13 protein-coding genes are annotated in these 17,635 nt (G+C 62.8%); 7 read left to right on the top strand and 6 right to left on the bottom strand.

Going from position 1 to position 17,635, the window contains the following annotated elements:
• The first annotated feature begins 238 nt into the window (after positions 1 to 238).
• From V5F23_RS24005 to V5F23_RS24030, 6 genes are all read left to right on the top strand, one after another.
• Positions 239 to 4,087, top strand: coding sequence for an EAL domain-containing protein (locus V5F23_RS24005; protein ID WP_042730726.1), 3,849 nt, complete (start codon positions 239 to 241; stop codon positions 4,085 to 4,087).
• A 220-nt stretch (positions 4,088 to 4,307) separates the two neighbouring features.
• Positions 4,308 to 5,561 (top strand): serine hydroxymethyltransferase, encoded by a 1,254-nt coding sequence (gene glyA, locus V5F23_RS24010; protein ID WP_042730727.1) that lies wholly within the window; start codon positions 4,308 to 4,310, stop codon positions 5,559 to 5,561.
• Positions 5,562 to 5,765: 204 nt separating this feature from the next.
• Positions 5,766 to 6,290: a hypothetical protein gene (locus V5F23_RS24015; RefSeq protein ID WP_042730728.1), complete on the top strand. Its 525-nt coding sequence runs from the start codon at positions 5,766 to 5,768 to the stop codon at positions 6,288 to 6,290.
• Positions 6,291 to 6,636: 346 nt separating this feature from the next.
• A complete protein-coding gene (locus V5F23_RS24020) occupies positions 6,637 to 7,950 on the top strand; it encodes a C4-dicarboxylate transporter DctA (protein ID WP_042730729.1) in 1,314 nt (437 codons plus the stop codon).
• A gap of 58 nt (positions 7,951 to 8,008) precedes the next feature.
• The gene (locus tag V5F23_RS24025) at positions 8,009 to 8,713 is read left to right on the top strand and encodes a FadR/GntR family transcriptional regulator (protein ID WP_042730730.1); all 705 of its coding nucleotides are present in this window, start codon (positions 8,009 to 8,011) and stop codon (positions 8,711 to 8,713) included.
• A gap of 22 nt (positions 8,714 to 8,735) precedes the next feature.
• Positions 8,736 to 9,449, top strand: a complete 714-nt coding sequence (locus V5F23_RS24030; protein WP_042730731.1) for a GntR family transcriptional regulator — start codon at positions 8,736 to 8,738, stop codon at positions 9,447 to 9,449.
• Here the strand turns inward: V5F23_RS24030 and yjiA are convergent.
• From yjiA to V5F23_RS24045, 3 genes are all read right to left on the bottom strand, one after another.
• On the bottom strand, positions 9,441 to 10,409 hold the full coding sequence (gene yjiA, locus V5F23_RS24035; RefSeq protein WP_042730732.1) for a GTPase: 969 nt from the start codon (positions 10,407 to 10,409) through the stop codon (positions 9,441 to 9,443). The genes V5F23_RS24030 and yjiA overlap by 9 nt on opposite strands.
• A 548-nt stretch (positions 10,410 to 10,957) precedes the next feature.
• Positions 10,958 to 11,155 carry a YbdD/YjiX family protein gene (locus V5F23_RS24040; protein ID WP_042730733.1) on the bottom strand — a complete coding sequence of 66 codons (198 nt, stop codon included), beginning with the start codon at positions 11,153 to 11,155 and terminating at the stop codon, positions 10,958 to 10,960.
• 16 nt (positions 11,156 to 11,171) lie between these two features.
• Entirely contained in the window at positions 11,172 to 13,238 is a 2,067-nt protein-coding gene (locus V5F23_RS24045) for a carbon starvation CstA family protein (protein WP_053144271.1), read from the bottom strand.
• Positions 13,239 to 13,396: 158 nt separating this feature from the next.
• On the opposite strand from V5F23_RS24045, the gene V5F23_RS24050 reads away from it, so the two are divergent.
• Positions 13,397 to 13,753, top strand: coding sequence for a PilZ domain-containing protein (locus tag V5F23_RS24050; protein WP_047736299.1), 357 nt, complete (start codon positions 13,397 to 13,399; stop codon positions 13,751 to 13,753).
• 51 nt (positions 13,754 to 13,804) lie between these two features.
• Here V5F23_RS24050 and radA read toward each other — a convergent pair whose 3' ends face one another.
• From radA to katB, 3 genes are all read right to left on the bottom strand, one after another.
• Positions 13,805 to 15,172 carry a DNA repair protein RadA gene (gene radA / locus V5F23_RS24055; protein WP_047736300.1) on the bottom strand — a complete coding sequence of 456 codons (1,368 nt, stop codon included), beginning with the start codon at positions 15,170 to 15,172 and terminating at the stop codon, positions 13,805 to 13,807.
• Positions 15,173 to 15,215: 43 nt separating this feature from the next.
• Positions 15,216 to 15,764 (bottom strand): ankyrin repeat domain-containing protein, encoded by a 549-nt coding sequence (locus V5F23_RS24060; RefSeq protein ID WP_042730944.1) that lies wholly within the window; start codon positions 15,762 to 15,764, stop codon positions 15,216 to 15,218.
• A gap of 96 nt (positions 15,765 to 15,860) precedes the next feature.
• Complete coding sequence (gene katB, locus V5F23_RS24065; protein WP_053144265.1) at positions 15,861 to 17,402, bottom strand: catalase KatB; 1,542 nt, start codon at positions 17,400 to 17,402, stop codon at positions 15,861 to 15,863.
• Positions 17,403 to 17,635: the final 233 nt, after the last annotated feature.

Below are 17,635 nucleotides of genomic sequence, written 5' to 3' on the forward strand. Positions count from 1 at the left end.
CGAGCCAGGCCATGCACGGCGCCGGCGCTTGAAGGGGATCAAGGCCAGGGGGCCGATGGCGCCTGGGAATGTGGAGCTGGAACGCTCTTGTTTGACCGGCAAAGCTACCTCAACCGTCGGTCAAGGTCCAGCCGCCAGGGACTGGCACTTTGCCACAAGGCAAGGCATGCTAGCCGCCCTTCGGGCGTCCGGCTTATAGTGCACGTCGCGCCAGTCCAGCAAACCGCAGGATTACAGCTTGTCCAAAGTCACGCCGCCCTCGTCCCCACGCGCGCCCGCTACGGTGCCCGGCTCGCCCCTGCGCGGGACATTGAAGGGCGCGCTGGCCACACTGGTGCTGCTGTTGCTCGGCCTGCTCTTCTGGCAGTTGCTCGACCAACTGCGTGAAACCCAGCAGCAACAGCGCCAGTACACCATCGACTACACCGCCGACCTGGCCTCGCAAATCAGCCTGAACATGGCGCTGAACGCGCAAATCGCCCTCAACCTGCTACCGATCGTCGAACAACCGCAAACGGCCGACGAACAGCAGGCGCTGTTGCGCAAGCTGCAGCAATCGTTGCCCGAACTGCGCAGCCTGGCGTTGCTGAGCCCCTCGGGCAAGATCCTCAGCGACAGCGACGCCGCCAGCGAAGACGCCGACTATCTGGCCGACCTGGTGCGACGCAGCCGGGCCCAGGCCCACTATTTCAGCAACTCCACGGACGGCTCCGTGGTGCACCTGCTGTTGCACCAGGCCAGCGGCAGCACCCGCGGCTACTGGGCCTTGCGCCTGACCCCGAACTTCTTCGCCACGCTAACCAAGCAGGCCGATGTGGGCCTGCGCCCGTTGTGGCTGGTGGAAAACCGTCTCGACCAGCAGATCATCAGCCGCGACGAGGGCCTGCCTTCGGAAAGCGCCGCCCGGCTCTCCCCGGATGATCTGGAAAACACCGTGCTGACCGTGCCCCTGAGCAGCAGCGATTGGCAGTTGCGTGGGTTGTTCGACCGGCGCCAGGTGATCGAGCAACTGTTGCCGGCCTTCATCGGCAAATGCCTGCTGGGCCTGGCGATCTCGCTGCTGCCGGTGATCGCGCTGTTGAACATGCGCCGACGCCAACGGCAACTGCATGAAGGTCGCCGTCGTTACCAGGATATTTTCGAAGGCACCGGCGTGGCCCTGTGCGTGCTCGATTTGTCGGGGCTCAAGGCCTTCTTCCAGAAGGTCGGCCTGCACACCGGCGATCAATTGCGCACCTGGCTGGAAACACCCCATCAGCGCGAGCAACTGCAACGGGAAGTGCTGGTGACCGAGGTCAACCAGATGGCGTTGAAGCTGCTTAACGTCGACTCGTGCGAACAGGCCTGGCAACTGCTGGTGGGCAACGGCCCGCAAGACCACAACCCCGTGGGCTCGAAACTGCTCCAGGCCCTGCTCGACCAGCACAAGCAACTGGAACTGGAAATCCGCCTGCAGGACGCCCATGGCCGCGACCAGCACCTGTGGCTGGTGCTGCGCCTGCCGGAAAAACAGGACGACTATAACGCTGTCATCCTGAGCATCAGCGACATCACCAGCCGCAAGCTGGTGGAACTCTCGCTGCTCGAACGCGAAGGCTTCTGGTCCGACGTGGTGCGCACCGTGCCGGATCACCTCTACGTGCAGGACGTCATCAGCCAGCGGATGATCTTCAGCAACCATCACCTCGGCCAGACCCTGGGCTACGACCGCACCGAACTGCACCAGATGGGCGAGTACTTCTGGGAAATCCTGCTGCACAGCGAAGATGCCGACCATTACCACGGCCTGCGCCAGGAACAGCGTCGGGGCGGGTACACGCAACTGCTGCAATGCCAACTGCGCTTTCGTCACCGCAACGGCAAGTGGCGGCGCTTCGATATCCGCGAACAGGCCCTGGCCCGGGACCGGCATGACCAGGTAACGCGGATCATCGGCGTGGCCAAGGACATCACCGAGCAGATCGAAGCCAGCGAATCGCTGCGCGACAGCGAACAACGCTACCGGATGCTCGCCGAAAGCATCAGCGACGTGATCTTCTCCACCGACAGCAAGCTTTCGCTCAACTATGTCAGCCCGTCGGTTCAGGCGGTGCTGGGCTACAACGTCGACTGGATTTTCCAGAACGGCTGGCAATCGACCATCGCCAACCCGCAGCAACTGACCGGCATCTACAGCCTGATGGAGCGGGTCAGCAAGGCCCTCGACAAGCCCGAGCAACTGGCCGAGCTGCGCAACCAGATGCAGACCCAGCTGTTCCTGTTCGACTGCCTGCGGGCCGATGGGCGCAAGATCCCCATCGAGTTGCGCCTGGTGCTGGTGTGGGACGATCACGGCGCGTTCGAAGGCGTGCTGGGCGTGGGCCGTGACATCAGCCAGCAGCGCCGCGCCGAAAAAGACCTGCGCATGGCCGCCACGGTATTCGAGCATTCGACCTCGGCCATCCTGATCACCGACCCGGCGGGCTACATCGTCCAGGCCAACGAAGCGTTCAGCCGCGTCAGTGGCTACGCGGTGTCACAGGTGCTGGACCAGTTGCCCAACATGCTGACCGTGGACGAACAGCAGGAAGCGCACCTGCGCTATGTGCTCAAGCAGCTGCAACAGCACAGCACCTGGGAAGGCGAAGTGTGGCTCAAGCGGCGCAATGGCGAGCACTACCCGGCCTGGGTCGGCATCACCGCGGTGCTGGATGACGAAGGCGACCTGGCCAGCTACGTGTGCTTCTTCAGCGACATCAGCGAACGCAAGGCCAGCGAACAGCGCATCCATCGCCTGGCCTACTACGACGCCCTGACCCACCTGCCGAACCGCACGTTGTTCCAGGACCGCCTGCACACCGCGCTGCAAGCGGCCGAGCGGCAGAAGAGCTGGGTCGTGCTGATGTTCCTCGACCTCGACCGTTTCAAACCGATCAACGACTCCCTTGGCCATGCCGCCGGCGACCGGATGCTCAAGGAAATGGCCACGCGGCTGCTCGGCTGCGTCGCCGACGACGACACCGTGGCGCGCATGGGCGGCGACGAGTTCACCCTGCTGCTGCAACCGCGCGCCAGTCGCGAGATGGCGCTGAACCGGGCCATTACCGTGGCCGAACAGATCCTCGCCAGCCTGGTCAGGCCCTTCGTGCTCGAAGGCCGGGAGTTCTTCGTCACCGCCAGTATCGGTATTGCCCTGAGCCCCCAGGACGGCAACGAACTGAGCCAGTTGATGAAAAACGCCGACACGGCCATGTACCACGCCAAGGAACGCGGCAAGAACAACTTCCAGTTCTACCAGGCCGACATGAACGCCAGCGCCCTGGAACGCCTGGAGCTGGAAAGCGACCTGCGCCACGCCCTGGAGCAGAACGAGTTCGTGCTGTATTACCAGCCGCAGTTCAGCGGCGACGGCAAGCGCCTGACCGGCGCCGAGGCCCTGCTGCGCTGGCGCCATCCACGCCGCGGGCTGGTGCCGCCGGGGGATTTCATCCCGGTCCTGGAAGAACTCGGGCTGGTGGTGGACGTGGGCGACTGGGTCATCGCCGAGGCCTGTCGGCAGCTCAGGACCTGGCACCAGGCCAAGGTCCGGGTGCCGAAGGTTTCGGTCAATATCTCGGCCCGGCAATTCTCCGATGGCCAACTGGGGACGCGCATCGCCAATATCCTGCGCAGCACCGGCCTGCCGCCGGCGTGCCTGGAGCTGGAGTTGACCGAGAGCATCCTGATGCGCGAAGTCAGCGAAGCGATGCAGATCCTGGCCGGGTTGAAAAACCTCGGCCTGAGTATCGCCGTGGATGACTTCGGCACGGGCTACTCGTCGCTCAACTACCTCAAGCAGTTCCCCATTGACGTGTTGAAGATCGACCGCACCTTCGTCGATGGCCTGCCCTCCGGCGAACAGGACGCGCAGATCGCCCGTGCGATCATCGCCATGGCCCACAGCCTCAACCTCGCGGTGATCGCCGAGGGGGTCGAGACCCACGAACAACTGGACTTCCTGCGCGAACACGGCTGCGACGAAGTGCAGGGCTACCTGTTCGGCCGCCCAATGCCGGCCAATCGCTTCGAAGCGCAGTTCAGCAATGATGCGCTGTTCATGCTCGACTGAAATCTCTACTGCCTGTGCGGGCCTCTTCGCGAGCAAGCCCGCTCCCACAGGGGAACGCGGTTCATGTGGGAGCGGGCTTGCCCGCGAAGACGTCTGTCCAAACAACAACGAGAACGTGCGTGAATCCCATTCGTCCACGACATGACGTCCTTTCATACCCCTTCCAAAACCGGTTGGGTTAGAATGCCCCCCTTTTCTGCCCCGATCCTTGAGGACCGCCATGTTCAGCCGTGATTTGACTATTGCCAAGTACGACGCCGATCTCTTTGCCGCCATGGAGCAAGAAGCCCAGCGCCAGGAAGAGCACATTGAGCTGATCGCTTCGGAAAACTACACCAGCCCCGCGGTGATGGAAGCTCAAGGCTCGGTACTGACCAACAAGTACGCCGAAGGCTACCCGGGCAAGCGTTACTACGGTGGCTGCGAGTACGTCGACGTGGTCGAGCAACTGGCCATCGACCGCGCCAAGCAACTGTTCGGCGCCGACTACGCCAACGTCCAGCCGCACGCCGGCTCCCAGGCCAACGCCGCCGTGTACCTGGCGCTGCTGTCGGCCGGTGACACCATCCTGGGCATGAGCCTGGCCCACGGCGGCCACCTGACCCACGGCGCCAGCGTGTCGTCCTCCGGCAAGCTGTACAACGCCATCCAGTACGGCATCGACGGCAACGGCCTGATCGACTACGACGAAGTCGAGCGCCTGGCACTCGAGCACAAGCCGAAAATGATCGTGGCCGGTTTCTCCGCCTACTCGCAAGTGCTCGACTTCCCGCGTTTCCGTGAAATCGCCGACAAGGTCGGTGCCTACCTGTTCGTCGACATGGCTCACGTCGCCGGCCTGGTTGCCGCCGGTGTGTACCCGAACCCGGTGCCGTTCGCCGACGTCGTGACCACCACCACCCACAAGACCCTGCGCGGTCCACGTGGCGGCCTGATCCTGGCACGCGCCAACGCCGACATCGAGAAGAAGCTCAACTCCGCCGTGTTCCCAGGCGCCCAGGGCGGCCCGTTGGAGCACGTGATCGCGGCCAAGGCGATCTGCTTCAAGGAAGCGCTGCAACCTGAGTTCAAGGCCTACCAGCAACAAGTGGTGAAGAACGCCCAAGCCATGGCCAACGTATTCATCGAGCGCGGCTTTGACGTCGTGTCCGGCGGCACCCAGAACCACCTGTTCCTGCTGTCGCTGATCAAGCAGGACATCTCGGGCAAAGACGCCGACGCAGCGCTGGGCAAGGCGTTCATCACTGTGAACAAGAACTCGGTGCCAAACGACCCTCGCTCCCCGTTCGTCACTTCCGGCCTGCGCTTCGGCACGCCAGCCGTGACCACCCGTGGCTTCAAGGAAGCCGAGTGCAAGGAACTGGCCGGCTGGATCTGCGACATCCTGGCGGACCTGAACAACGAAGCGGTGATCGACGCCGTGCGTGAAAAGGTCAAGGCCATCTGCAAGAAGCTGCCGGTGTACGGCGCTTGATGCAGCACTAGGCTGTCATTGAAAAAGCCCGCCTCGAAATAGGCGGGCTTTTTTATTGGCTGCTCTTCCCTGTAAAGCCAGTAATAACTTTATATACCTCACGCCTTGAAACATAGCCTCCCACACAACTTACCAAGAAACTCCTAACATCGAATCTCATTATTCACGGCCACGCAGGCCATCAATAAAGGATGCGATCCCTACATGGACAGTAAACGCTCTTTTTCCGCAACACTTCGCTCGCCAGACATGCATATCCACTTGCTTGAAACGCTGCACGGAAAACCGGCCATGGCGACCATTACTTCATTCAGCGGTGGATTTTTCAGCGGCAAACCCCAAACCGTCGATCATTCAAGCCTGCTGGGCATGCACGCCAAAGCCAGCGGCGGCGCCGTCGCGCCGCTGATGCTGCACTTTCGCCACAGCGCCGATGGCTACATCCTGTGGATAAAAACGCCCGGCGAACACCACGACAAGTTCATCGGCAAAAGTTGGTTCGACGCCCTTGGCGTAAAAGACTCGGGCCAAGCAAGTACCTTTAGACTTGTTAATCCAAAGAACCGCGTAATCACCTTGGACGATATAACGGCCCAACACTCGCCCCTCTCGCTCATGACGAAGCACAACAAATATGTGGGCGGATTAAGAATGCACGGTTCGCCTTATCTTTATCTGGCAGAAACCGATGTACGCTCGAAGCTGACGTTCATACTCAGCCTGACTTGAATAGACTGTGTGGGCGCAAGCCTGCTCGCGATAAGGGCCCGTTCAATCGGCCTTGATTGACCTGCTCCTTTCGCAAGCCGGCTCGCTCCCACACGTTTCTGGTTTTGCCCCAGGCCTGGGCCGCCGGTCATTTTTTCATGGGAGGGAAAAGGCTCAAGCACGAGGGTTTCCTTGCAACTGGTAAGACCGGTAAAGCCAAAACCTAAAAAATCGCCTTGCGGCCGTGGCAAAACCGCGCCTAGACTGCGCCTGCACTGGACAAACCGGTAAGACCACAATAATGAAGTCCTGACGCCAACGGCCCTAAAGCCCAGCGGACACGGACACCGAACCAGGAATCCCTCCCATGCTCAAATGGTGCTCGCGGTCGATCTTCCTTCAAGTTGTCCTCGGACTGGTGCTTGGCATCGTCTGCGGGCTTACCCTTCCCGAATACTCTGCACAGCTCAAGCCCCTCGGTGACGGGTTTATCAAGCTGATCAAGATGCTCATCGGTCTGATCGTGTTCTGCGTGGTGGTCAGCGGCATCTCCGGTGCCGGCGACCTCAAGAAGGTCGGACGCATCGGCCTCAAGTCGGTCATCTATTTCGAAGTTCTCACCACCATCGCCCTGGTGATCGGGCTGGTGTTCGCTTTCACCACCGGCATCGGCAGCGGCGCCAATATCCACCTGGAGCAGCTCTCCAGCGCTGACATGGGTGACATCGCCCAGCGCGGCCAGCACATGGTCACCACCACCCAATTTCTGATGAACCTGATCCCGACGTCGGTGATCGGCGCCTTCGCGGAAAACAACATCCTGCAAGTGCTGCTGTTCGCGGTGCTGTTCGGCAGTGCGTTGAACCTGGTGGGGGACGCCGCCTCGGGTATTTCGCGCCTGATCAACGAACTCAGCCACGTGATTTTTCGCATCATGGGCATGATCGTACGCCTGGCGCCAATCGGTGTCTTTGGCGCCATCGCCTTCACCACCAGCAAATACGGCCTGGATTCGCTGCAGCACCTGGGCAGCCTCGTCGGCTTGTTCTACCTGACCTGCATCGCCTTCGTCGCGGTCATCCTCGGGCTGGTGATGCGCGCGTCGGGGCTGCCCATGCTGCCGTTCCTCAAATACCTGCGTGAAGAACTGCTGATCGTGCTCGGCACCGCTTCGTCAGACGCCGTGCTGCCGCAAATCATGCGCAAGCTCGAACACCTCGGCATCGGCAGCTCGACCGTGGGCCTGGTCATCCCAACCGGCTACTCGTTCAACCTGGACGGCTTTTCGATCTACCTGACCCTGGCCATCGTCTTCATCGCCAATGCGACCGGCACGCCGCTGGCCATGAGCGACCTGCTGACCATCCTGCTGGTGTCGTTGATCACCTCCAAGGGCGCCCACGGGATTCCAGGTTCGGCGCTGGTTATCCTGGCGGCCACGTTGACGGCGATCCCGGCCATCCCGGTGGTTGGCCTGGTCCTGGTGCTGGCGGTGGACTGGTTCATGGGCATCGGGCGCGCCCTGACCAACCTGATCGGCAACTGCGTGGCCACCGTGGCCATCGCCCGCTGGGAAAAAGACATCGACGTACCGCGGGCCCGCAAGGTGTTGTCCGGCCAGCAAGGCTATACCTTCCAGGCCCGAAAACCGGTGGGCAGTGCTCATCACCAGCAATTCTGAAAGACTGCGGCGCCGGCCCGCGAACCGGCACCGCCTGATGATTTCCAAGGAGCCCCATGTGATCAGTTCATCAACCGTCGTCAACTCGGTCGTGGAGAAACTCCGCGCCGCCCTCGCCCGAGGCCAATGGCGCTCCGGCGACATGCTCCCGGGCCAGCGCGAACTGGCCGAGCAACTGGGCATCAGCCGGCCCAGCCTGCGCGAAGCGGTGATTGTGCTGGAAACCCTGGGCTTGGTTCGCTCGATGCCCGGCAAGGGCGTCGTGGTGCTGGAGGCCAATTTCAGCGATGCCGGCGGTGACAGCAGCGCCATGGCCGGCGCCAGTCTCGAAGACCTGCTGCAACTGCGCTACACCCTTGAACCCTTCATCGTTGGCCTGGTGGCCCAGTCCATCAGCAGCAAGGAAGTCGGCCAGTTGCGCCTGACCCTGATGGACATGCGCGAAGCCCTGGAAGCCAATGACAGCGACGCCTGCGCCAACGCCTACATCGCCTTCCACGAGGAACTGTTCGCCCTGACCTCCAACCCGATTTTCCAGAACGTGGTGCAGCAGACCAGCAACGCCCTCAAGCAGAGCGCCGATGTGTTGCGCAACTCGCCCGAACACCTGGCCGAGCGCCTGGAAGAGAACGAAGCGGTGGTGCGCGCCATTCGCGCCAAGAACAGTGCCCAGGCCAGCGCCGAGATGCGGCGGCACATCCTGCGGGAAGGCCAACGCATGGGCATCGAACTGAATATCCCGGACGACAACCTCGGCACTTGAGCCACGGCCTGCGGAGATCGCCATGAACAACCTCGCTTCCCATCAGCACCAGCGCAGCGTACTTGCCTCCCTGCCCTTGCCCGGCCGGGTCGGCAAGCCGTCGGTGGACGATATCTACCCGCGGATCTTCGACGCCATTCTCGACCAGCGCATTGCCCCGGCCAGCCGTTTCACCGAGGAAAGCCTGGGGGATGTGTTCGGCGTCAGCCGCAGCATCATTCGTCGCGTCCTGGCGCGCCTGTCCCATCAGCAGGTGGTGATCCTGCGCCCCAACCACCGGCCCCAGGTCGCGGCACCGGACCTCGAACAGACCCGGCAAATCCTCCATGCCCGCCGCCTGGCCGAACATACCCTGGTGCGCCTGGCCTGCAAGGCGCCACACCCCAGGGACCTGCAAGGCCTGCGCGAACTGGTGGACCGCGAACGCCAGTGCCTGGACCGCGGCGAACGCGGCCCGGCGATACGCCTGTCCGGCGAGTTTCACCTGCAACTGGCGGCCATGGCTGGCAACGCACCCTTGGCGCAGTTCCTCGGCAGCCTGGTGCCATTGACCTCGTTGGCCCTGGCCCGGCATGAGGTCAAGTCACGCCGGCACTGCGCCTGGCAAGAACACCTGGCCATCGTGGACGCCGTGGAAAACGGCGACGTCGATGAAGCCATGCGGCTGATGGACGAGCACCTGGACCATCTCGAACAGAAGTTGCTGATGGCCGCCGGCGCCGGATCGTCAACTTAGCGCGGCGTCGAAGCCTGCGCGGATCTTCTCTTCGGGCAGCTCATCGGCGATGAACACGATCACGCTCTCGCGAGGCTCATCGGGGGCCCATTCGGTGTCCCAATCGAAACCGTAGAGCTTGAGCACGCCCTGGAACACCAGCCGACGAGGTTCACCGGCGATGTTCAGCACGCCCTTGTAGCGCAGCAGTTGCTTGCCGTGCTCCTCCAGCAACTGGTTCATGAACGCGCTGAGCTTGTCGATATCCAGCGGCTTGTCGGTACGCAGCACCAGGCTGCTGATGCGATCGCCCGGGGTCGCCTTGCCGACCGGGCGCAGGCTGAACCCGGCGCCCAGGTCCGCATTGAGGTTGAAGCCGCGGATGTCGAGCAGCTCGGCCAGGTCGATCTTGCCGTGCTCCACCACCCGGATGGGCGCTCGCCGATTGATCCGCGCCAGACGCTCGCCGAGGGCCTCGACCTGGGCCACGTCCACCAGGTCGGTCTTGCTCAGGAGCAAGCGATCGGCGAACCCGACCTGGGCCTGGGCGATGGCCTGGGTCAGGTGCAGGTCGGCGTGGGCGGCGTCTACCAGGGTCAGGATGCCGTCGAGGATGTAGCGCTCGCGCAAGTCTTCGTCGATGAAAAACGCCTGGGCCACTGGCGCCGGATCGGCCAGGCCGGTGCACTCGATCACCAGGCGATCGAAGGCGATCGCGCCGCTGTCCAGCCGTTCGAGCAGCAGGTACAGGGCCTTGGTCAGGTCGGTGTGAATGGTGCAGCACACACAGCCGTTGGCCAGGGTCATGACCTGCACCGGCTCGTCGCCCAGCAGTTGGGTGTCGATGCCAGCATCGCTGAATTCGTTCTCGATCACGGCAATTTTCAGGCCGTGCTCGGCCTTGAGCAGATGACGCAGCAGCGTAGTCTTGCCAGCGCCGAGGAAGCCACTGAGGATGGTGACCGGGATGGGAGAGGACAAACAGAATCTCCTTGATGCGGATTTTTGTGGGAGCGAGCCTGCTTACGACAGCAGAGGGTCAGTCACTGTCGATGTCGGCTGATAGTACGCCATCGCGGGCAAGCCCGCTCCCACACAAGGATCTGTGGCGCACCCACCTCTTGAGCCCACCAAAAAACACTGTGGGAGCGGGCTTGCCCGCGAAAGCGGTCGGCCAGTCAACCTCTTCATCGACTGACCCACTGCATTCGCGAGCAAGCCCGCTCCCACACAGGGAATCTGTGGCGAACCCACCTCTTGAGCCCACCAAAAAACACTGTGGGAGCGGGCTTGCCCGCGAAAGCGGTGGGTCAGCCAACCTCTTCATCGACTGACCCACTGCATTCGCGAGCAAGCCCGCTCCCACACAGGGAATCTGTGACGGACACACATCTTGTGCCCCACCAAATAACTCTGTGGGAGCGGGCTTGCCCGCGAAAGCGGTGGGTCAGCCAACCTCTTTATCGACTGACCCACTGCATTCGCGAGCAAGCCCGCTCCCACAGGGCGGGTACCTCAGGGCTGCCGGGTCAGCAGCACTTGGGCCCGGCCTTGCCGCCGTAACGGGCTTCCTGGCGTTCGCGGAAGAACGTCTCGTAGTCCATCAGCGGCTTGTCCGGGTGCTGGGTCTGCATGTGCTCGACGTAGTTGTCGTAGTCGGGCATGCCGACCATCAGGCGGGCGGCCTGACCGAGGTATTTACCCAGGCGACTCAAGTCATTGAACATCGTTGCAATCCTCGTTTCAGGCGTCCGGCAGCGCTTGGAAAGGCGCTTCCTTGTCCGTGCGCTCCTTCGTACCCCAGGCGGCGATGCCGACCTTGAGCGCGTAGAACAGGATGCTGAAGACCACGAACAGGAACAGTGCCGTCAACGTCGCGTTGGTGTAGGCATTGAACACCACGTGCTGCATCTGCTCGATGCTCTTGGCCGGGGCCAGGACTTGCCCGGCGGCCAGCGCCTCGTTGTATTTGCGCGCCAGGGCCAGGAAGCCGATCGCCGGGTTGGCGTCGAACAGCTTGATCAGGCCCGCGGTGGTGGTGCAGATCAGCAGCCAGGTCGCCGGCAGCAGCGTGACCCAGACGTAGCGCTGGCGCTTCATCTTGATCAGCACCACGGTGGCGAGCATCAGCGCGATACCGGCCAGCATCTGGTTGGAGATGCCGAACAGCGGCCACAAGGTGTTGATGCCGCCCAGCGGATCGATCACGCCCTGGTACAGCAGGTAACCCCACAGCGCCACGCAACCGGCGGTGGCGATCAGGTTGGCGGTCCAGGATTCGGTGCGCTTGAGGGCCGGCACGAACGAGCCCAGCAGGTCCTGCAGCATGAAGCGCCCGGCACGGGTGCCGGCGTCCACCGCGGTGAGGATGAACAGCGCTTCGAACAGAATCGCGAAGTGGTACCAGAACGCCATGGTGTTCTCACCCGGCAGCACCGAGTGCAGGATCTGCGCGATGCCCACCGCCAGGGTCGGCGCGCCGCCGGCACGGGCCAGGATGGTGGTCTCGCCGATGTCCTTGGCCACGGCCTGCAGGGCGTCCGGAGTGATGGCGAAGCCCCAACTGCTGACGGTCTGCGCCACGGCCACCACGTCGCCGCCGACGATGGCCGCCGGGCTGTTCATGGCAAAGTACACGCCCGGCTCGATCACCGACGCGGCAACCATCGCCATGATCGCCACGAAGGACTCCATGAGCATGCCGCCGTAGCCGATGTAGCGGGCGTTGGTTTCGTTATCCAGCAGCTTGGGCGTGGTGCCCGAGGAAATCAGCGCGTGGAAACCCGAGACCGCGCCACAGGCGATGGTGATGAACAGGAACGGGAACAGACCGCCCTTCCACACCGGGCCCAGGCCATTGGTGAACTGGGTCAGCGCCGGCATTTTCAGCTCGGGCATGGTGACCAGGATGCCGATCGCCAGGGCGACGATGGTGCCGATCTTGAGGAAGGTCGACAGGTAGTCCCGCGGTGCCAGGATCAGCCACACCGGCAGCACGGCGGCGACAAAGCCGTAGCCGATCAGCATCCAGGTGATCTGGATCCCGGTGAAGGTGAAGGCCTTGGCCCAGACCGGGTCGGCGGCGATCTGCCCACCGAGCCAGATCGACCCCAGCAGCAACAGCACGCCGATCAGCGAGATTTCCCCGATGCGGCCCGGGCGGATGTAGCGCATGTAAAGGCCCATGAACATCGCGATCGGGATGGTCGCCATCACCGTGAAGATCCCCCACGGGCTCTCGGCCAGGGCCTTGACCACGATCAGCGCCAGCACCGCGAGGATGATGATCATGATCAGGAAGCAGCCGAACAGCGCGATGGTGCCGGGAATGCGGCCCATTTCCTCGCGGACCATGTCCCCCAGGGAGCGCCCGTTGCGGCGGGTGGACAGGAACAGGACCATGAAGTCCTGCACGGCCCCGGCCAGCACCACGCCGGCGATCAGCCAGAGCGTGCCGGGCAGGTAGCCCATCTGCGCGGCCAGCACCGGCCCGACCAGCGGCCCCGCGCCGGCAATGGCGGCGAAGTGGTGACCGAAGAGGATGTGCTTGTTGGTCGGGACGAAGTCCAGGCCATCGTTGTTGAGCACGGCAGGCGTGGCCCGGCGCGCATCGAGTTGCATCACGTTGTTGGCGATGAAGAGGCTGTAGTAGCGGTAGGCGACCAGGTAGATGGCCACGGCTGCGACGACGATCCAGAGGGCGTTGATGGCTTCGCCGCGGCGTAACGCGACGACGCCCAGCGCGCACGCGCCGACGACGGCCAGCAGGAGCCAGGGGATATGGCGCAGCAGGCTATTATTGTTTGTCATTTTTATATTCCAGCCAGGGGTGGACAAGAAGACAGCTACCGGAGTTTAGCGCTAACCCGAATAAAGGCCATACCCGACATTCGTCTGCCGCCGGCCGAACGGTGATGAAGACGCGCAGGTTGGGTCTATAGTCAGTGAATCTTCAAAGAGGATGGGTCATGAGCGAACGCCGCCGCTTCGTACGAATCGAGTTTCACGCCAGGACGGAACTGAGCCAGGGCCCCTTTATCTGGCCAGTGGAGTTGCTGGACCTGTCCCTCAAGGGCCTGCTGATCAAAAAACCCGAGCCCTGGCTCGGCAACCCGGAAGAACCCTTCGTGGCCGATGTCCACCTGAGCAATGAGGTGGAGGTGCGCATGGAAGTTCGATTGGCCCACGACGACCATGGCCACCTGGGTTTTGTCTGCGAACACATCGACCTGGATTCGATCGCCCACCTGCGGCGCCTGGTGGAGCTGAACCTGGCCGACCATGACGAACTGGAACGGGAGTTGGCGGCATTGATCCAGGTCTGAGCCCCACGCCACAGATTCATTTGCTCAAATGGGCACTGCAAAAGCCTGGGCTTATTCGAACAACGAATCCAACGCCTGCTCCAGGCGTGTCACGGCAATGATCTGCAACCCTGCCGGGGCTTCCTTCGGGGCGTTGCCCTTGGGCACGATGGCGCGCTTGAAGCCGTGCTTGGCCGCCTCCTTGAGTCGCTCCTGCCCGCTGGGCACCGGCCGGACTTCACCCGACAACCCCACTTCACCGAATACCAGCAGGTCGTGGGGCAGCGGTCGATTGCGCAGGCTCGACATGACCGCCGCCATCAAGGCCAGGTCGGAGGCGGTTTCCAGCACCTTTACCCCGCCCACCACGTTGAGGAAAACATCCTGGTCATGGGTCGGGATCCCCCCGTGCCGGTGCAGCACGGCCAGCAGCATGGCCAGTCGGTTCTGATCCAGGCCCAGAGTCACGCGGCGCGGATTGGCCAGGTGGCTGTCGTCCACCAGCGCCTGCACTTCGACCAACATCGGGCGCGTCCCCTCCCAGGTCGCCATGACCACGCTGCCCGGCACTTCTTCCTGGGCACGGGTCAGGAAGATGGCCGACGGGTTGGAGACCTCCTTCAGGCCCCGGTCGGTCATGCCGAACACTCCCAGCTCATTGACCGCGCCAAAACGGTTCTTCACCGCCCGCAGCAAACGCAGGCGGCCATCGGACTCGCCTTCGAAATACAGCACGGTATCGACCATGTGCTCCAGCACTCGCGGTCCCGCCAGCGCGCCTTCCTTGGTGACGTGGCCCACCAGGAAAATCGCCGTGCCGCTCTGTTTCGCGTAGCGCACCAACAGCGCCGCGCTTTCGCGCACCTGGGACACGCCGCCCGGCGCCGATTGCAGTTGTTCGGTGAAGATCGTCTGGATCGAGTCGATCACCATCACCTTGGGTTTTTCCAGGCGCGCCGTGGCGATGATGGTTTCGATGCAGGTCTCGGTCATGACCCGCAACTGATCCTGGGGCAAGCCCAGGCGCCGGGCACGCATGGCGACCTGCTGTTGGGATTCTTCGCCGGTGACGTACAGCGCCGGCATGCGCGTGGCGATGTTGCACAGGGTCTGCAGCAGGATGGTGGACTTGCCGATGCCCGGGTCGCCCCCGATCAGCACCACCGAGCCGTCCACCAGGCCGCCTCCCAGCACCCGATCCAATTCCCCGGAGGCCGTGGAGAAACGCGGGATTTCTTCGACACTGACTTCGGCCAGGGTCTTGATCTGGGCCTGCTGGCCGGCCCACCCCGTACGCCCGGCAGGCGCCGCCGCACCGCCGCTCTCCACCATGGTTTCAGTCAGGGTGTTCCAGGCTCCGCACTCACCGCACTGGCCGGCCCATTTGGGAAAGGTCGAACCGCACTCGGTGCAGCCGTACATGCGCTTTGCCTTGGCCATCTGAACTCCGGGGTAAAAATCGCGATGATAGCTCAGGCGAGCATCAGCGCGGGGCCGGCATTCTGATTTCACCGCGGGCCAGGTCCGTCGCGCTATTGCCCAGCGGGTCCCGGGCTTGCAGGTCGGCGCCCTTGGCCTTCAAGGCCTCCAGCAGTTCATCACGCTTGAACAGGCCGGCGTACATCGCTGCGGTCTGCCCCGCGCCATTGCGTTGGTCGGGGCTGCAATCGGTGGACAGCAGGCGCCGGGCGATCTGCACTTCGCCCTTGAAGATGGCGCCCATCAGCGCGGTGTTGCCGCGCTTGTCCTGGGCGCAGGCATCGGCCCCGGCGGCCAGCAGCCGCTCCACCGCCGGCCCTTGGCCGTGGTAGGCCGCGAGGATCAGCGCGGTGTAGCCCTTTTCGTCCTGGGTATCGAGCGCGTAGCCGGCGTCGATGAAGGCATCGAGCATGGGCACGTCGCCCCGGCGGGCGGCGTCGAAGTAATAGGTTTGCAACTCGGCCTGCACGGCCGCCGGGTCGGTGGGCAGGGGCTCATCGGCCAGTGCGGCGAGTGAGCAGGTGGCGAGCAGTGAACACAGGAAATAGCGCATCGTCATGTCTCCTTCTGACACAAGAGCGTGGGAACAAAGCCCGCTCGCGAGCCAGTGGCTGCATCACGGGCTTGCTCCCACTCGTCATGTGCCTGATCAGTCAGCCAGCTTTTCCGCCAGCGCCTTGACCCGGGCCAGGTCGCCTTTGGCGACACGGGCCACGCCGGTGCCGTACTCAGGGTCTGCCTTGTAGAGGAACGACAGGATGATGTGCTTGCTCTCGTCGTCGGTGGTGGCCAGGGACCCACCGAAATTCTCGATCAGGTCGTTGCGTTCCTTCTGGTTGAACGAGCGGTACAGGTCACCGGCCTGCTTGAAGTTCTGCTCGCGCTGGATCTTCGCCTGCTGGGTGCTGCCCGTCAGCACCGTCTGGCTGTAGCGCGCCGCAGGTTGTTCGTCCCGAGGCGTCAGGCGGCTCGGCTGGTAGTTCACGCCGGTGCTGGTGCTACCAGGGTTCATGGCACCGTCCTGGTTGCCGTTGTTCACCGCCACCTTGGGTGCGTTGATCGGCAATTGCAGGGCGTTGGCGCCTATGCGGTACATCTGTGTATCGGCGTAGGAGAACACCCGCCCCTGGAGCAGGCGGTCTTCCGAAGGCTCGATGCCCGGGACGAGGTTGGCCGGCGCCATCGCCACTTGTTCGGTTTCCTGGAAGACGTTCGCCGGGTTGCGGTTCAAGACCATCTGCCCGACCTTGCGCTCAGGCACACCGGGCCAGATCTTGGTGGCGTCCAGTGGGTCGAAGTCAAACTTGGCCAGGTCTTCCGGCTTCAGCACTTGGACATACAAGTCCCACTTTGGAAAATCGCCTTTATTGATGTGAGTGACCAAGTCATTGGTCATATGGCTGTAATCCTGACCTTGAACTTTCACGACTTCTTTCGGATCGAGATTTTTCAACCCCTGCAAACTTTTCCAATGAAACTTGACGTAATGAACTTCGCCTTTGGCATTGATCAGTTTGTAGGCGTGCACGCCATTACCGTCCATTTCACGATAACTGGCCGGTGTCCCGGAGTTGGAATACAACTCGGTCAGGGTGCGGGTGGATTCTGGAACATGAGAGAAGAAATCGAAGCGACGTGAATCATCGTCCAGGTTGGTCCGTGGGTCGGGCTTGAACGCGTGGACCATGTCGGGAAACTTGATGGCATCGCGAATGAAAAAGGTCGGGAAGTTGTTGCCCACCAGGTCCCAGTTACCGTCCGCCGTGTAGAACTTGGTGGCGAAACCACGGGGGTCGCGCAGGGTTTCCGGAGAATGATTGCCATGGACCACCGCCGAGAAACGCACGAACACCGGCGTGACCTGGCCGCCGGCAAAGACCTTGGCCTTGGTCAGGTCGCTGAGGTCATCGGAGACCGTGAAGGTGCCATGGGCCCCGGTGCCCCGGGCATGCACCACGCGTTCCGGGATACGTTCGCGGTCGAAGCGCTGGAGCTTCTGGATCAACTGCACGTCTTGCAACAGGGTCGGCCCGTTGGGGCCAGCGGTTTGCGAGTTCTGGTTGTCACCGACCGCCGCGCCATTATCACGGGTCAGGGTGGCGGCATTGACGGACAAGGACAGCAGGCTGGCGGTCAGCACAAAAAACGCGCGACGGTGGGAAAAAGCCCCGCGGCCAAGTGAGGTATTCATAGGCGTGTTCCTCTGATGTTGTAGAGCGCATCCAGGTGCGCCTGTCAGAGGCTAGTGCCCGAAAAACCAAAACCTAAATAGAAATCCCGTACCGCTTCGATAGAAAAAACGTTGTGGGGAATCGGTTTCAAACCACGTATCACGCGCGATTGGTGGCACTTTGTAAACTTTTGACCTGGGGCCGGGTCGATAACTAAGCTTCTAAGCAGGCGTTTGCGCAAGACACGCCAGGC

Source organism: Pseudomonas sp. WP18, assembly GCF_036689585.1.
Classification (GTDB): Bacteria; Pseudomonadota; Gammaproteobacteria; order Pseudomonadales; family Pseudomonadaceae; genus Aquipseudomonas; species Aquipseudomonas chlororaphis_E.

Coding starts and splice junctions, on each gene's coding strand:
- katB (WP_053144265.1), bottom strand. CDS start 17,402: ATGAATACCTCACTTGGCCGCGGGGCTTTTTCCCACCGTCGCGCGTTT.
- V5F23_RS24020 (WP_042730729.1), top strand. CDS start 6,637: ATGCTCAAATGGTGCTCGCGGTCGATCTTCCTTCAAGTTGTCCTCGGA.
- V5F23_RS24030 (WP_042730731.1), top strand. CDS start 8,736: ATGAACAACCTCGCTTCCCATCAGCACCAGCGCAGCGTACTTGCCTCC.
- V5F23_RS24050 (WP_047736299.1), top strand. CDS start 13,397: ATGAGCGAACGCCGCCGCTTCGTACGAATCGAGTTTCACGCCAGGACG.
- glyA (WP_042730727.1), top strand. CDS start 4,308: ATGTTCAGCCGTGATTTGACTATTGCCAAGTACGACGCCGATCTCTTT.
- V5F23_RS24060 (WP_042730944.1), bottom strand. CDS start 15,764: ATGCGCTATTTCCTGTGTTCACTGCTCGCCACCTGCTCACTCGCCGCA.
- V5F23_RS24015 (WP_042730728.1), top strand. CDS start 5,766: ATGGACAGTAAACGCTCTTTTTCCGCAACACTTCGCTCGCCAGACATG.
- radA (WP_047736300.1), bottom strand. CDS start 15,172: ATGGCCAAGGCAAAGCGCATGTACGGCTGCACCGAGTGCGGTTCGACC.
- V5F23_RS24045 (WP_053144271.1), bottom strand. CDS start 13,238: ATGACAAACAATAATAGCCTGCTGCGCCATATCCCCTGGCTCCTGCTG.
- V5F23_RS24040 (WP_042730733.1), bottom strand. CDS start 11,155: ATGTTCAATGACTTGAGTCGCCTGGGTAAATACCTCGGTCAGGCCGCC.